Here is a 16,855-nt window from a genome sequence, read left to right as displayed (position 1 = left end):
AAACATTTGAAACTAAGGATTTCTGATTTTTATTTTTGTTTTAAAAATATTGTTTAAAACTTAAAATAAATCGATAGTCAAAATAGATGTTAAAAAAAATTAATAATATCAAATAATTAAGAAGAAATATTCTAATATTTTATTAGCCTAATTTCCATGTTTTTTTTAGTAAATAGATGGCTGTTAAATAATAAATTATAAAATCTAGAAGTCTAAATTGCCATAATCTGTATGTATTTATTATTTCAAGATATATCTATTATCATTTTCTTGTTTAGTTTCAATCATAGCGTTTTATTTTTAAACCTAGCAAGCCAAAAATATGTTATTAACCACATGAAAAATTTAATAATTTAAATATTCGTTTTCCTTATTCATTATATCTTTCCTGATCTAAGCCTGAATCTAAATATGGCTATAAAGTTATAAATCTTTTAATATAATAATGATAAACTTAATTTTAATATGATTAGAGAGAAACTTGAAATTAATATTAGAGTTTATAATTAGCAAATTATTTAAATATTATTTCATAGACATTAATTTTGTAAGACAAATATATATAAAACTCTTTTTTTTTAATTCATTATATATACTTAAATTTAATTATCCAACTCTATACCATTTAAATATTAAAAATTATAACTAACTAATAAATATAATAACCACATAATTTTTAAACTATTCTAGGTGTATTAATTTTTAAGAATTTGTGTTAAATTATAATAAATTATACTAACTTATTTACTCACACCTATGCAGCCATCTTCGGAATCATCTGAAACATCTTCAGCACAAAAAAATAATATTGCTTTGTCAGCACTCGTTTTACTAGCCCACTATCATGGTATTGCAGTCAATCCGGCAGATATAACGCATAAATACACAGAAAAAGAAGATTTAAATGTTGAGCAATGGCTTCTTGCTGCAAAAGATTTAGGGTTGAAAGCCAAGCTGGTAAAGCATCGTATAGAGCGGCTTTCATTAGTAGCATTACCAGTAGTAGTCTGGCGGGAGGATGGACAACATTTTATTTTAGCCAGAGTAGATGGCGACCGGTATCTAATACAGGATATAGCACAGGGCAAACCGGTTATACTCAGCCACGAAGAATTTGCACAGCGTTACTCTGGCCAACTGATTCTGGTTACTTCTAGAGCATCTGTACTTGGGCAATTAGCTAAATTTGATTTCACATGGTTTATTCCTGCTGTAATTAAATATCGCCGGATTTTTCTGGAAGTATTGGTAGTATCGGTTTTTATTCAGCTTTTCGCTCTGGTGACGCCTATGTTTTTTCAGGTGGTCATGGATAAAGTTCTGGTACACCGCAGTTTCTCTACTCTTGATGTTATTACCTTTGCATTACTAGTAATTATTATTTTTGATGTAGTCCTCAGTGGTCTGCGTACTTATGTCTTCGCCCATACTACCTCACGTATTGATGTCGAATTAGGCGCAAGACTCTTTCGTCATCTTTTAAGCCTGCCTCTGGCTTATTTTGAACATCGCCGAGTAGGTGATACGGTGGCAAGAGTACGGGAGCTTGAGCAAATCCGTAACTTTTTAACTGGGCAAGCTCTGACCTCTGTTCTGGATTTGTGCTTTTCATTTATATTTCTGATAGTCATGTGGTTTTATAGTGGTTGGCTTACATTGGTAGTGATTATTTCACTCCCCTGTTATGCCTTCTGGTCCGCCACCATCAGTCCCATACTACGTTCTAGACTGAATGAAAAATTTGCGCGCAATGCTGATAATCAGTCTTTTCTTGTTGAATCGGTAACTGCCATTGGTACGATCAAAGCCATGGCTGTAGAACCTCAGATGACCAGACGCTGGGATCAGCAGCTCGCGGCTTATGTCAGCTCGGGCTTTCGTGTTGCCCGACTGGCTACTATAGGCCAGCAAGGCGTACAGTTCATCCAAAAAATGGTCACACTTATTACTTTATGGCTTGGCGCGCATCTGGTAATTAAAGGTGAACTCACTGTAGGACAGTTGATCGCTTTTAACATGCTTGCAGGACAAGTAGCCGCTCCGGTTATCCGTCTGGCTCAGTTGTGGCAGGATTTTCAGCAGGTGGGTATCTCTGTATCCAGACTTGGGGACATTTTAAATACCCCAACAGAAAATCCCACTTCACGAATGGCCTTACCCAATATTAAAGGACAAATCGAGTTTGAAAAAATCTCATTTCGCTATCGTCCAGATGGTGCAGAAATTCTACGTGATTTGAATTTAAAGATTAAGCCGGGTGAAATACTAGGCATTGTTGGTCGTTCCGGTTCTGGCAAATCTACATTAACCAAACTGGTGCAACGATTATATACGCCAGAGCGTGGACGGGTACTGGTTGATGGTAATGATTTAGCACTGGCAGATCCTGCGTGGTTACGTCGTCAGGTAGGCGTTGTTTTACAGGAAAACGTTCTGCTAAATCAGAGTATCCGCGCTAATATTGCACTTGCAGATCCCGGCATGCCGTTAGAAAAAATAATGTATGCAGCAAAAATGGCTGGTGCACACGATTTTATTATGGAGTTGCCTGAAGGATACGACACAATTGTTGGTGAGCAAGGTGCAGGATTGTCTGGCGGACAACGACAACGTGTTGCCATTGCTAGAGCACTGGTTGGAAATCCGCGTATTTTAATACTTGATGAAGCGACAAGTGCGCTAGATTATGAATCTGAACGTGCAATAATGAAAAATATGCAGGCTATTTGTAAAGGTCGTACCGTTTTGATTATTGCTCATCGCTTATCTACAGTGCGTATGGCTGATCGCATTATTGCCATGGATAAGGGTAGCATTGTAGAAGAAGGTACTCATCAAGAATTACTGGCTAAACCAGATGGCTATTATCGCTATTTATATCAGCTGCAAAACAGCTGAAACGAATCAGAATAAGAAATTAATATATGAGTATTCGCATTCAAGCATTTAAAGATTTCCTGCAACGCTATAGCACAGTATGGAAAAATGTGTGGGCCGTACGGTTTCAGCTCGATCCACCTAAACGCGATATAGATGAACGTGCCTTTTTACCAGCACATCTGGAATTAACCGAAACTCCTCTATCCGCAGCACCAAAGTGGACCGCTCGTCTGATTATCCTGTTCGCAGTAATCGCTCTTCTATGGGCTTTAATCGGTAAGCTGGATATTGTTGCAGTGGCCACGGGCAAAACAACACCAGGTGGACGCAGCAAAGTTATTCAACCATTGGAAACTTCGGTAGTTGATAAAATTGCAGTAAAAAATGGCGACCATGTAAAAAACGGACAAGTACTTGTCGAGTTGAGTGGCATTGGCTCTGACAGTGATTATGCACAATCGGAAAAATCTTTACAGGCGGCTCGTTTGAATAAATTGCGTCTGGAGGCTGTAATCCGCGCATTAGATTCTCATCAGACTCCTATACTGGATAAGGAGCTTGCTACGCAGTGGTACCTTAATCCCGATCAGATTACAGAAGCACAATCTCTGGCTTTAAATCAGTATCAGACTTGGTTTACTCAAGATGCACAATTGCAAACGGTGCTGCGTGAACATCAGGCTCAGCTTCAAGGTACTCAGTCTCAGGTAAGCAAGCTGGAGCAAACTACCGCCATTGAACAAAGCCGTACATCAGACTATAAAGACTTACTGGCCCAAAATTTTGTTTCGAAACACGCTTACTATGAACAGGAAAGCAAATTTATTCAGAATAAAAACGATTTAGCTAGTCAGCGCAGTCAGTTACGGCAAATACAGGAAAGTATTCGTGAAGCAGAGCAAAATCGTCAATTACAAACCAGTACACTTAAACGAGATACGCTAGATCAGCTTCGACAGACAAACGAACAAATACAGCAACTCACTCAAGCAACAGAAAAAGCTTTACAACGCAAACAGCTAATGACTTTGAAATCCCCTGTTGATGGTACAGTACAGCAGCTAGCCACCTATACTGTGGGCGGTGTGGTGACTGCCGCTCAACAGATTATGGTGGTGGTGCCTGATCAGGATCAGATGGAAATTGAAGCAATGGTATCAAATAAAGATATCGGTTTTGTCAAAGCTGGGCAGAATGCAGTTATTAAAATCGAATCTTTCCCCTACACTCGTTATGGTTATCTAACCGGAAAAGTAAAAAATGTTAGCTTTGATGCTATTGAAGATGAAAAACTGGGATTGGTGTTTGCTGCAACAATTGTTCTAGACAAAAATTATTTAATGATAGATGGTAAAAAAGTTAATTTGACTGCAGGTATGAATGTTACTGCTGAAATTAAAACCGGTAAGCGTCGCGTTATTACTTATTTATTAAGCCCGTTACAAACCAAAGTAGATGAAAGTATGCGAGAACGCTGATGCACAAAAATTACCCCTTAAAATGCAGAAAATTTATCTGTACTTTACTCGGCTTCGTATTTCTACACTCTAATGCACAGGCATTCGATTTATTCGAAGCTTGGCAGGCTGCAATCAATTACTCTGCAGATTATGCTGCGGCACAAAGCGAGCGGGATGTACAAAAGGAACAACTGCCACAAACTCGAGCTGCTTTACTGCCGCAAGTAAATACTAACTATGTATACCAGAAACAACCTTCCTCTTTATCCAGTACGACTCAGACTCACGGATGGAATGTTCAGGCAAGTCAATCATTATTTGATAAATCCAAATGGGCACAATATCAGCAGGGGAAAATCACGGCCAGCATGGCTGATTGGCAGCTGGAAAATGTGAAAGAAGATTTACTTTTTAAAGTTGCAAAAGCCTATTTTCAGGTTTTATTGATAGAAGACAAATTAGTTTCAATTGAAAAAGAAAAAGAAGCTTACGCCATGCAAATCAAACAGGCTAAAGCTTTATTCAATAAGGGTGCGGCCACTATTGTAGATACCAATGAAGCTCAGGCAGGCTATGAAGCTGCACGCGCAAAAAAAGTCAGTTCTATGACGGATTTGTTGGTAGCACAAAATAATTTAGCTAATATTACAGGATTGGATCCCAAACAAATAAAGCGGTTGAAACACACCGATTTTGGTGATTTACTTGGGAAAACAAGTAAATCAGACTGGCTGATGCTGGCACAAAAAAATAATCCGGAATGGCAGCAGCAAAAACTGGCTCTGCAAAATGCCAAACAGGCTTATATTGCCGCCAAAGCTGAAAACTGGCCTAAATTAACTCTAAATGGTGGGTATCAGGATAATCATCAGATTCAGCAGTTTTATGGTATGGATCATGGCACGCGAAGTAAAGGAGGAATTGTAACCGTTCAACTTTCTATGCCTTTATTTTCAGGAGGAATGATTCACAGTAAAATTAAGGAAGCAGCAGCCAAAGAACATCAAAATAAATTTCAACTAATTGCTACTGAACGTAAAATTGAACTGAACATAGATCAGGCTTATCAAACAACATTAGGTAATCTATACCAGATTCAGGCTCAACAACAATTATTGAAAGCCAATGCAGTAAAACTACAAGCTACGCAATTGGGACGTAAGGTTGGTATACGAAGCAATTTGGACGAATTACAGGCTTTACAGGCCAAAGCTGATGCAGAGCAAAAACTGGCAGAAGCGCAGTATAGCTACATTACTACATATATTCAGTTGCTTCAAAGTGCAGGTGTTCTGACACAAATGAACGAACAGAAAAAACTGCATAAATTGCTTTATTAAATATATATATATTATTTGATTTAAGAAAAAATTAAATAGCTATTAAAATTAACTTTGATAACTCTTTTTAAAATCTGTTTAGATTATTATTTAATCATTCATTGAAAGTTTTGATAAATTAAAATTTAGTTTCTTGACTGACTTTGCTGACCTATATTTCCCCATGATGGATCAAGAACTGAAATCATATGAATAAATTAGAATATGTTGAATAACAAATATTCACGTACAATTGAAAGATATTTTTAAAAAGTTATATCCGAAATTCTAATTATTTAGAGTATTTCTTTTGACGTATTTGTTTTTGCTCAGTTGTATTCGATTTTGCTTAAAATAGCTAGCTTATCTCTATCAGTCTTATTTATATAAAAAAACATAATAATGATATTGTAAAAAAATGATTTGTGATTATTCGGAAGAGTTGTAACTTAAGCTATATTCAATATCAAAATAATATTTCATTTCTGTTGAATTTCATGTGAATTATTTATTATGTACTACTATAGTGGATAAAAATAATTGATACCCTACTGATAAACTTCTTTACCTATAGGGCATCAATATATTCTTACTACCTCTTTTCTTGTCGTCTTATAAGATAGACTGCCAAACCTAAAAATAAAAGTGTCGGCAAAAATGCTGCTACCGGTGTTGGCACTCCATATAATTGACTGGTAAAACCAAATAAACGACCCGAGAAATGAAAAAACAAACCCAAACAGATGCCGTAAAATAGTTTCAAGCCCATATTACCGCGCCGGTTTTGTTGGGGTGTAAATGCCAATGCCACCAGTGCCATAACAATGCAGGCTAATGGATAAGCAATTTTGCGCCACCAAGCGAGTTCATAACGAATTATTTGCTGGTGATTATTTTTCAGGTGCTTGATATACGTAGATAATGCGATTATAGACATTTGCTCTGGTGCTACCAGCAAAATATTGAGCAGCTGATGATTTATGGACATATGCCAATCAACATTTTCCAGATGGTTTATGACAATCTGATGTGCTTGTAATATTGATTGGTCTACCTGATGCAAGTGCCATTTTGTCTGTTTACCCGCCTGAGTATGCACATCTACATTAGCACTGGCAGCATGTAATGTTTCACTTAAATGAAATTGATCATCGTGTCGGTATATGCTGATATCTTTTAAACTACCATCTGGCAACATTTCTGCTACATTTACAATATCTTGGCCCTGTTTGAGCCAGATACCGCTATCTCCAGCACTAATAGTGTTTTGACGAGCGTGCAACTGATATTGTTCTGCATATGGTCCTGTTTTAGGAACCACATATTCACCTAATAATGCTGCGATAATTGCAAACATTAGACCAAATTGCAGCATCATACCAATGATGCTGGCCAGACTAATTCCAGATGTTCGGATGACGGTAAATTCACTATGGCTGGCCATCTGATTCAGACAAACCAAAGCACCTACCAGTACGGCCAGAGGCATCAGTTCGTAAGCATGAGTAGGAATCAGCAATAAAACATAAAACAGCATTTTATCAGCCGTATATCGTCCGTCACCAACATGGCTAATTTCCCCCATAATATCGAAGAAGCTGTATAAACTAATCAGCGCTAAAAGTGCATAAATTGTACAAATCGATAGTTGGCTAATTACATAACGATTGAGCAGACGCATCAGGAGCGGCCTCCCAGCAATGATGTAAATGCTGTTTTAAATGGTGCTGAAGGCATATCCCGCCAGCGTAATAGAAATAAAAACACCAGAAACATCAACAGATGCATTGGTATGATACCCAACCATAGCGGAATACGTTCATTCTCAACTAAGTCACGTAGAAAAGTGAGTCCGTTCTGGTATATCAGGAAAATGGCTATTGCAATCAGGATATTGTAGGTATGACCTGTACGCGGATTAAAATAAGACAAAGGTAAGGCAAGCAGAGCCAGAATAATTACGCTAATCGGTAGTGACAACCGCCACATCAGCTCAGCTTTATAAATGGCTTCATTACTACTTAATAGTGCCGCTGTTGGTATGGTATGTCTATTTTGCTTCGGATCAATAATCATTGTATTGACACTGATTACAAGTGTCATTTTGTTAAATGAAGCTCTTTGATAATCTGCCTGTCCGGGTTGTCCGTAATAGCGGAATCCGTCTTCAAGTGTCAGAATTCTTTTTTCTCCATCCTGTTTAAACTCCCCTCTTTTGGCAAATATGGTACTGTCTTTGCCATTTTTTTCTTTTTCACGTACAAAAAGATTGCTGGCCTTGCCCGTATCAGGATCAAAAGTTTCAATGAAATAAACTCGAGGATGGCTTTTACCTATTTCTCTGAATACGCCCGGTTCGAGCAAAGACATTTCCTGTTTCTGTTTCAGTAATTCTGCAAATTCTCGGCTGCGCCATTCTGCCCACGGTTGTATCAGCATTGATACCAGCGCAACCAGCACAGCAAATGGTATGCTGAATTTCATAATTGGAAAAATCCAATTTCTTAATGATAAGCCACTAGATAGCCAGATTACCATCTCACTGTCACGCCAGTAGCGTGTCAATACTGTAATGATGCTGATGTAGGCTGTCAGAATTAGTAATACCGGCGTCAGACCTATCGTCCAAAACCCAATCAGCGCTGTTACCGCATCAATGGCTACCCGCCCGCTGGCAGCTCTTCCAAGTAAATTGATTGCCTGAGTGGCCACCAGTACAACAAGTAAAATCACGAATATGCCAACGGCCGTCCATGATAATTCTTTAATAAATTGGCGTTGATAAATCATAAATTAATAAACACATCTGCGACTGTCCATATTTTACTGACAGCCTGCGTTACAATAGGGGAATCCAAATCTGCCTAAAGGCTGATTTGAACAGAATATATACAACGCCCTTAGATTGGGAGAAGAAATATGAAATTTAGCATAAAAACCGAACTATTGCAGCCGCAAAACAACAGTTCTTTACTGATTATCGCCGCTGCCAACAATAATCGCAATAACACAGTTATCGATACTTTGCTGTCTCAATTAGACCAGCAAGAAAAAGATTTTCTTGCTACACATACACTTGAGCAGAATCAGCTACAAGCTGTAGCGGTTGCACGTATAGAAGAAGAGGATTATGCCAGCATACAAAAACTGGCAACATCTGTAGCATGCTGGGCCAAAGAACAAATTCGGATTGATGTGGATCTGAGTTTAGTTTCAAAAGTCATTGTGCAAAAATGGGTACAGGCATTTACTATCGCTGTAGGTGAGGCAGTTTATCGTTTTGACACTTTTAAAAAAGATGCTAAGCCAATCAAATTGGAGCAAGTACATTATTATACTACTCAAGAAGTAAATGAATACCTTATAAAAGCTGAAGCCATAGTTTACGGAATGAATATCTGTAAAGACCTTGGTAATGCACCCGGTAATGTATGTACTCCATCCTATCTGGCCTCTACAGCGGCTAGGATTGCTGAAAACGTAGGTGCCAGTGCCCGTATCATGTCTACTGCAGAACTTCAGGAAATGGGGATGAATGCGTTACTGGCTGTAGCTCAGGGCAGTACAGCAGGTGCCTACCTGATTGAACTGCAATATCATGGTGCTCCTGAATCGGATGAGAACCCAGTGGTATTGGTAGGTAAAGGTATTACCTTTGATTCGGGAGGAATTTCGCTTAAACCGGGCGCAGCTATGGATGAAATGAAATTTGATATGTGCGGCGCAGCTTCAGTTATCGGAGCGTTTGCAGCTGCAGCAAAACTTAAGCTGCCCTTAAACCTAGTTGCAGTTATTCCTACTTGTGAAAATATGCCATCGGGTAATGCTGTCAAGCCTGGTGATGTAGTAAAAGCCATGAATGGATTAAGCATCGAGGTGCTAAATACTGATGCAGAAGGCAGGCTGATTTTATGTGATGCGCTGACCTACGCGGAACGTTTCCAGCCTAAAGCTGTTATCGATCTCGCTACTTTGACAGGTGCATGTATTATTGCTCTGGGGCATGTAGCTCAGGGAGTACTAGGCAATAATCAACCACTAATAGAACAGTTGTTAGAAGCAGCCAACAATATTAACGATAAAACTTGGCAGTTGCCGTTATTCGATGAATATAAAGAACAGCTGAAATCCAATTTTGCGGATTTGCAAAATATAGGTGGCCGGCCCGCTGGTACGATTACTGCCGCGGCATTTCTTTATTATTTTACAAAATCCTACCCATGGGCACATTTGGATATCGCTGGTACAGCATGGCATTCCGGCTCTAATAAAGGTGCAACAGGCCGACCCGTGCCACTGCTAGTGGAGTATCTGCTTCAACAAGTCTAAATGCGAGATGATATGGCCACTACCACTTTTTACACGCACCTCTCTGACATAGTTTCGTTCACCTGCCGGCTGACACAAAAAGTGTTTAAAAGCGGGCTAAGTGTATTAATTTGGCTGGAAGATGCAGGTAAAGTCAACGAACTTGATCATGCTTTGTGGTCATTTAACGCTACTAGTTTCCTGCCACATGAAATCTGGCCTCACTCACAGCCTTTACCCGTAGAAGGACAATGGGTATTACTTTCTTATGGCAATGATTTACCTGCTATTAAAAATGATTGGGTAGTTATTAATCTGGCAGATGTTTATTGGTCTGAAGCACCACAAAGACCAGAGCGTGTATTAGAGCTGGTGGCTAATGATCTGGATGAAGTCGCAATGGCAAGACAAAGATTCCGTACTTATAAGGAAGCAGGATTCGTAATCGAACACCATGATATGCGTAAAGAAAAATAAATCGTCAAACTAAAATTAGCGGGTTTTTATTAACCCGCTAATTTTATATTTTTTATTTCAAAAGTTTGCTAACGACTTGCGATAAAGGCGTATCGGTTACTGGTTGCTGTATGATATTTTGCAAGGTACGGCTATCTAGAATACCAAACTCAGGACGCTTAGCTGCACACTTATAATCTGCGGTAGCGATGCGTTCTACCTTTACTTTACTATAGCGATCATCTATTTTGGCAGCTTCGATAAAAATGCGCTGAGCAAATTCTGCCCAGCTCATTTGCTGACTACCAGCAAAATGGAATATTCCACGTGGCGAACTCTTTAATTCAGCTAGGCGGATGATGGCTTCAGCTAAATCTCCGGCATAGGTTGGACAACCAATTTGGTCATCAACGACCCGGATAGTCGGTGCTTCCAAACCTTTTTGCAACATAATTTTAACAAAATTGTGACCATGTTCACTGTAAACCCAAGAAGTTCGGATGACTGCAGTTTCAACATGGGCATTTAAAGCAAGTAATTCACCTGCCAATTTACTGTGTCCGTAAATATTTGCTGGATTAGGAGCCATATTTTCAGTGAGCACCACATGATGATGTCCATCAAATACCTGCTCAGTGGACAAATGAATCAAACGTGCACCAATCGACTGTGCAGCCTGTGCTAGATTCAGAGTTCCGGTTGCATTAACTGCAAATGCTTTATCGCTATCTGTTTCAGCGGCATCGACTTTAGTATAACCGGCAGCATTGATGATCATATCCGGTTCAAATGTCTTAACCATATTGAGCACATTATGTGCATCTGTAATATTCAGTGTCTGAGAATCACTGGCTATCAATTCCCAGTTTTCAGGAAATCTTTCCCGCAAGCAACTTCCTACCTGACCTTTTGAACCCGTTAATAGAATACGCATAGCGAAGCCTTTATTATCAATGAGCAATGTAATAATTAATATTGTAATATCAATAATGCTGCATACATTATGTAGGATTAGTAAAATAAACTAACAATGAGAATATTGTTACACAACGAAATTTTATTTTCAGCTGTGTTTGATACATTAATTAAAGAATGTTTGATATAGGTAGATTTTTAACTGCTATAACAAACTACCTTTTAACCAAGAAGCACTCTGCTCATGGCGTATTGTCCAGCGACAATCATTACCCAGCAGTCTAAGATCGACTGATTGCCATTCAGATTCATTCAATGCCTCATGATTTTCAGGAAGTTCGATTGCGTTTCTTGCGGATGAACCTAGAATCTTCGGCGCCTGATAATAAATAATTTCGTCTACTGCTTGGCTTGCCAGTAAAGCAGAATTCAAGGTCGCGCCCGTTTCCGCGAGAATCAAACCGATATTACGTTGAAGCAGTATCGGCCAAAGTTCGGAAAGTTCTATTTGTCCGTGCTGGTTTGGAGGAATGGTTACAACGGAAACATGGGGATATGGTGCAAAAACGGCCTGTTTAGCCTTGTCTCGGATTGTAGTCACAATTAGTGTTGGACTATTTGTATCCTGAATCACATGGAAAGCAGGAGTAATACGCAGCTGACTATCCAAAATAATACGTACTGGCTGGCGCAAGGTTGTAAACCTCCGCACATTCAGCAGCGGATCATCTGCAATAACGGTATTGATACCAGTTAAGACTGCACAGCTCTCAGCGCGCAATGTCTGAACATCATTACGAGCAGCATCACTTGTAATCCACTGGCTTTGCCCATTACTCAATGCAGTTTTACTATCAAGACTGGCTGCAATTTTTAGTCTGATATAAGGTTTGTTTCTTTCTTGTCTAGAAAGGAAACCTGGATTAAGTTCACGCGCCTGTAAGGTAAACAATCCACTTTCAACATTCACACCAGCTTGTTCCAGCATCTTTATACCCTTGCCACTGACCTGTGGATTAGGGTCTAGCATGGCCACAACAACGCGCTTAATACCTGCTTCTATCAACGCCTGTGCACAGGGCCCCGTTCTACCTGTATGACTGCAAGGCTCTAGTGTGACATATGCAGTAGCATCGTGAGCCAATGATCCAGCCTGTTTCAAAGCATTAACCTCAGCATGAGCTAAACCAGTTTGCACATGGAAACCCTCACCTACTATCTGCTCACCACGAGCAATGACACATCCAACACGGGGATTGGGAGAAGTAGAAAACCGCCCTTGCCAGGCCAGATCAAGGGCGGTTTGCATAAATTTTCTATCCAGCTCGGAAAAGCTCATCATTAACTATTCTGTAAATTAATTGTTTTCAAAGTAGCGGCAAGAGCATCATCAGAAGCACTATCGCTGCTGGCACAAACTGTATACAGATTTCCATTTGCCACTAATGCAACACAGCTTTCATTTAATAAAGTGCCGTTCTGCTGATGGCTGAAGCGGTAATTCATGCGGTTTTCAGTAGCAATTCCCAGCTTAACTTTGCTTATGGCTGCATTGTTTTTCAAGCTGTCTGCTAAGTTTTTAAAATATTCGTCTGGTTTAATTTTCATTACGCCCAGATTATTTACCGCCAGTGTAATATTGCTGCCATCATCGTGCTGCAATAATGTCAGATTCTTTACCTGACTCTGATCAACCCAGTCTGAGGCACTATCCAAAACATCAGTAAAATCACCATCCAACACAATGCTAACTTTGCCATCGTTACTGCTTAATGTTTGAGTAGAGGTTGCATTAGTCTCAGAAGCTTCACTGGCACTACTTGCTGCCTGAGTGTCGCTGGCATCAATCGTTACAGAGGTATCTTTCTGTTTACAAGCAGATAAACTCAGCAAAGCAATTGCAACCAGCAACCATAAACGAGATTTCAACATGATAAATTCAAGCTTTCATGACAAGGCATAATAGTTACAAAGTATAACAAGATTTAGCTGCCATTGCAGCGAACAGAAAGAAACACTATGAGAATTTATACTTCTAATTTTTCTTTTTTAAACTAGCGATGAGCTGTGTGAATTCTGAAACATCATGAAAACTTTTATATACCGATGCAAAACGGACATACGCTACTTCATCCAGTTTTGCCAGTAAGCCCAGTACCATATCTCCAATCATATGGCTGGGCACTTCTTTAATACCCATATGGTAAAGATTGGTTTCAATCTCTGCTACTGCATTCTCAATACTTTCTCTATCCATTGGCCGTTTATGTAATGCCCTACTTATACTGGTATAAAGTTTAGCAGGATCAAACAGCACTTTTTCACCTGTCCGCTTGATAATCAAAGGCATGCGCATTTCCACCACTTCCAGTGTACTAAAGCGGCTATCACAGGCAAGACAGCGGCGACGGCGACGAATACTATTATTACCTTCACTCAGACGGGTATCTATTACCTGTGTATTATGATGTTGACAAAAGGGACATTTCATATAAATGCAAATTGATAAAAAAGGAATTGAACAACTATTGTGGCAGGCACTACCAAGGCTGGCAAGCTTCTTTATATACAGAGTTAGTACAATTCGAACATGAAACGCTAACTTATCCACCTGTACACAAATTTCAGCGCAAAACTGCGGGTAAAATCTGGGGATAACTATAATATACTATTGTTTTTTAGAGAATATTTTTAATTGATTAAAAAATAGGCAATTTATAAATACCTACCAATATTAAGTGTATACAACAATCAAGAACGATATATTCACTGAGCTAAAATCATCTACATCAACCTGTGAAAACATAATAAACATTGAAATTAAAATTCACAAATAAACAAAGATGTGGAATGATTGATTAAATTTTTGATTTATCTAAAACAAAAAGAAAAAGTACCATTAATATATTTTGTAGATATTACAAAATTAATAGATATAATAATTGTGATTACAAAAAAAGATTACTGTAAAAAAGCTACTCAGTTAAATATTTACGCATCAGCAGGCAATTCACCGTAACCTCTTTATTAAGCGGCAAAGCACATTCTCCCAAAGAAACATAGCCATTGATTTCATAAAACTTTACAGAATTAAGCGATGCATACAGCTTCAGCATCCCTAAACCTGCACGAATGGCAACATTTTCAGCACGCTGCAACAAAGCCGTTCCTAACCCCTGATTATGTACAAACGGATGGATATACAATGCATCCAATTGTGCCTCAACAAGATCCATTTGAAAAAAACCCTGTATATGGCCTTTATAATCAACTACCCATAAAGCTTTATTTGTATCAGCCAGAGTATGTAAATAACTTTCAATATTTAATAATGATAACCAAGCTTTCAACACGGTTTCATCATACTTGCGTGCGCAAGTATATTGCACTGCATAGCGATGCGCATTGTAGATGTCTTCACAATCCTCCGCCCGTGCCGGACGCAAATAAGTAATAATACTCATAACAATTCTTTAAATTAGGTCTGCACTACGTAGATTTACTCATCAAATATTAAGATTTTATATCACACACACATAATTAAGCAAAACAACACCTTTCATTCATAATAAGCAGGTGATAGCATATAGATAAATATCATACAGCGACAGGTTATAACATCATGAATAAAAAAACTATTTATTTAGCTGGCGGTTGCTTTTGGGGTATGGAAGGCTATTTTAAAAGACTAAAAGGCGTGTTGCACACGGAAGCAGGTTATGCCAATGGACGTACTACTAATCCCAGTTACGAAGAAGTATGCAACCAAAATACCGGCCACGCCGAAACCATCAAACTTGAATACGATGCAGACATTCTGTCCTTAACAGATATTCTGCGACATTTTTTTCGAATCATTGACCCCACTACCCTAAACCGGCAGGCCCACGATGTAGGTACCCAGTACCGCAGTGGTATTTATTATGTTGATGCAGCTGATCGCAATATTATTCATGCGGCCATCAAAGCTGAACAGGGTCGGTACACAGCACCAATTGTTGTGGAAAATCTGCCATTACAAAATTTTTTCCCGGCTGAAGAATATCATCAGGACTATCTGGATAAAAATCCACAGGGCTATTGCCATATTGATTTACAAAAAGCGCGTGAACCATTGCCCGAACTGCCTCAGCCAACTACTCCTACTCAAGCCTACAACCCTAATTCATTTCACAAACCCGATAATGCTGCTTTACATCAACAGTTAAGCGAAGAAGCCTATCAGGTAACACAGAATTCTGCTACCGAACGACCTTTTAGCCATCCCTATGATGAGCTGTTTGTTCCCGGTATTTACGTGGATATTGTAAGTGGAGAACCCTTATTCAGTTCGCGTGACAAATTCAATTCCGGCTGCGGCTGGCCCTCTTTTAGCCAGCCAATTCAATCAGAAGCCGTTAGTGAACATCATGATAACAGCCATGGTATGCAACGCACAGAGATACGTAGCCATCAGGCTGATTCGCATTTAGGACATGTATTCAATGATGGTCCGCAAGAACGGGGTGGTTTGCGCTACTGTATCAACGGCTCTAGCCTGCGCTTCATTCCATATGATGAAATGGAAGCAGCAGGCTATGGCGCTTATAAGGATATGGTCAAATAATATCTACCGTTTAGGCAGCACGGGTGCAATAGCCATGCTGCCTGATTAAAGATTTGAATATTACTGCTCATATCTAGAACCAAAGCAATATTTAACCGATATTATTTTGAAATTAAGAACCTACATCTCTCTATGCACTGATGCGGACAACAACGAATAATAAAAAATTACCTGAAAACGATCAAACAGGTATCATGTGAACTAACCAAACCTAAACCCATCAGGAACACCCCGTTATGCCATGGAATTTTCCGATATTGCTCACTTGGTTGCGTATCCTTATCATTCCTGTATTCACCCTCTTATTTTATTTGCCTACAGACTGGATCAGCGACCGTCAGATTATCAACTGGCTAGCGGCAGGCTTTTTTGCAGCCGCGGCCATTACTGACTGGTTTGATGGATATCTGGCACGCCGATGGGGGCAAACATCTAATTTTGGTGCTTTCCTTGACCCAGTTGCCGATAAACTAATGGTAGCTGTAGCCTTGATATTGCTAGTAGCAACCGGCCGCACATACGCTATATTTGCCATGATAATTATCGGGCGGGAAATCACCATTTCTGCTTTGCGTGAATGGATGGCCCAACTGGGTAAACGCAATAGTGTGGCAGTAGCCAAACTAGGCAAATTCAAAACCGCTGCTCAAATGGGTGCCATATTTATACTATTGATGACATCTCCCCCATTAGCAGAACCCAATCTGCTATGGAAAATTGGAAATATTCTGATGCTTGTGGCCTGCATTCTGACCATCTGGTCCATGCTGTATTATTTAAAAATGGCTACTAAAGAATTTAAATCTTAAAAAATCATAGTGAAAGCAAAAAAAAACAAGCAAGCTTCATTAATAGCCTTGACACAGATTTTTTCATCGATATAATGTTGCTTCTTCATTCAGTACGAATGA

At 39.2% G+C, this 16,855-nt stretch carries 13 protein-coding genes and 1 pseudogene; 7 read left to right on the top strand and 7 right to left on the bottom strand.

Annotation, left to right across the window (positions count from 1 at the left end; genetic code table 11):
- The first annotated feature begins 756 nt into the window (after window positions 1–756).
- Genes J3U67_RS00080 through J3U67_RS00070 form a run of 3 tightly spaced genes read left to right on the top strand, consistent with a single transcriptional unit; the run spans window position 757 to window position 5,680 of the window.
- Complete coding sequence (locus J3U67_RS00080; RefSeq protein ID WP_267403259.1) at window positions 757–2,898, top strand: type I secretion system permease/ATPase; 2,142 nt, start codon at window positions 757–759, stop codon at window positions 2,896–2,898.
- 32 nt (window positions 2,899–2,930) lie between these two features.
- Complete coding sequence (locus J3U67_RS00075) at window positions 2,931–4,358, top strand: HlyD family type I secretion periplasmic adaptor subunit (protein WP_267403296.1); 1,428 nt, start codon at window positions 2,931–2,933, stop codon at window positions 4,356–4,358.
- Window positions 4,358–5,680: a TolC family protein gene (locus J3U67_RS00070; protein WP_267403258.1), complete on the top strand. Its 1,323-nt coding sequence runs from the start codon at window positions 4,358–4,360 to the stop codon at window positions 5,678–5,680. Before J3U67_RS00075 ends, J3U67_RS00070 begins: the two co-directional genes overlap by 1 nt.
- 571 nt (window positions 5,681–6,251) lie before the next feature.
- On the opposite strand, the gene lptG is transcribed toward J3U67_RS00070, so the two are convergent.
- Together lptG and lptF are read right to left on the bottom strand one after the other, a co-directional pair.
- Window positions 6,252–7,340, bottom strand: coding sequence for an LPS export ABC transporter permease LptG (gene lptG, locus J3U67_RS00065; protein ID WP_267403256.1), 1,089 nt, complete (start codon window positions 7,338–7,340; stop codon window positions 6,252–6,254).
- Window positions 7,340–8,449 carry an LPS export ABC transporter permease LptF gene (gene lptF / locus J3U67_RS00060; protein WP_267403254.1) on the bottom strand — a complete coding sequence of 370 codons (1,110 nt, stop codon included), beginning with the start codon at window positions 8,447–8,449 and terminating at the stop codon, window positions 7,340–7,342. Before lptF ends, lptG begins: the two co-directional genes overlap by 1 nt.
- A 129-nt stretch (window positions 8,450–8,578) precedes the next feature.
- Here lptF and J3U67_RS00055 point away from each other — a divergent pair, with 129 nt between their 5' ends.
- On the top strand, window positions 8,579–9,988 hold the full coding sequence (locus J3U67_RS00055; RefSeq protein ID WP_267403252.1) for a leucyl aminopeptidase: 1,410 nt from the start codon (window positions 8,579–8,581) through the stop codon (window positions 9,986–9,988).
- A 12-nt stretch (window positions 9,989–10,000) separates the two neighbouring features.
- Window positions 10,001–10,444 (top strand): DNA polymerase III subunit chi, encoded by a 444-nt coding sequence (locus J3U67_RS00050; RefSeq protein WP_267403250.1) that lies wholly within the window; start codon window positions 10,001–10,003, stop codon window positions 10,442–10,444.
- 52 nt (window positions 10,445–10,496) lie between these two features.
- On the opposite strand, the gene rfbD is transcribed toward J3U67_RS00050, so the two are convergent.
- The 5 genes from rfbD to J3U67_RS00025 all read right to left on the bottom strand — a co-directional run bounded on the left by rfbD (window position 10,497) and on the right by J3U67_RS00025 (window position 14,802).
- Entirely contained in the window at window positions 10,497–11,357 is an 861-nt protein-coding gene (gene rfbD, locus J3U67_RS00045) for a dTDP-4-dehydrorhamnose reductase (protein WP_267391083.1), read from the bottom strand.
- A 186-nt stretch (window positions 11,358–11,543) separates the two neighbouring features.
- On the bottom strand, window positions 11,544–12,680 hold the full coding sequence (gene ribD / locus J3U67_RS00040) for a bifunctional diaminohydroxyphosphoribosylaminopyrimidine deaminase/5-amino-6-(5-phosphoribosylamino)uracil reductase RibD (RefSeq protein ID WP_267391082.1): 1,137 nt from the start codon (window positions 12,678–12,680) through the stop codon (window positions 11,544–11,546).
- Window positions 12,680–13,270, bottom strand: coding sequence for a cytochrome C (locus tag J3U67_RS00035; RefSeq protein ID WP_267391080.1), 591 nt, complete (start codon window positions 13,268–13,270; stop codon window positions 12,680–12,682). The genes ribD and J3U67_RS00035 overlap by 1 nt, the downstream gene beginning before the upstream one ends.
- Before the next feature lie 103 nt (window positions 13,271–13,373).
- Window positions 13,374–13,829: a transcriptional regulator NrdR gene (nrdR, locus tag J3U67_RS00030; protein WP_100141320.1), complete on the bottom strand. Its 456-nt coding sequence runs from the start codon at window positions 13,827–13,829 to the stop codon at window positions 13,374–13,376.
- A 484-nt stretch (window positions 13,830–14,313) separates the two neighbouring features.
- On the bottom strand, window positions 14,314–14,802 hold the full coding sequence (locus J3U67_RS00025) for a GNAT family N-acetyltransferase (RefSeq protein ID WP_100141321.1): 489 nt from the start codon (window positions 14,800–14,802) through the stop codon (window positions 14,314–14,316).
- A 155-nt stretch (window positions 14,803–14,957) separates the two neighbouring features.
- On the opposite strand from J3U67_RS00025, the pseudogene msrAB reads away from it, so the two are divergent.
- Window positions 14,958–15,944, top strand: a pseudogene (gene msrAB, locus J3U67_RS00020) (bifunctional peptide-methionine (S)-S-oxide reductase MsrA/peptide-methionine (R)-S-oxide reductase MsrB); the annotation flags it as partial.
- A gap of 236 nt (window positions 15,945–16,180) precedes the next feature.
- On the top strand, window positions 16,181–16,753 hold the full coding sequence (gene pgsA / locus J3U67_RS00015) for a CDP-diacylglycerol--glycerol-3-phosphate 3-phosphatidyltransferase (protein ID WP_100141323.1): 573 nt from the start codon (window positions 16,181–16,183) through the stop codon (window positions 16,751–16,753).
- The last annotated feature ends 102 nt before the right edge of the window (window positions 16,754–16,855 follow it).

This window comes from Snodgrassella sp. B3837, assembly GCF_026535955.1.
GTDB lineage: Bacteria > Pseudomonadota > Gammaproteobacteria > Burkholderiales > Neisseriaceae > Snodgrassella > Snodgrassella alvi_E.
This window is presented reverse-complemented; position numbering and strand designations above follow the sequence as displayed.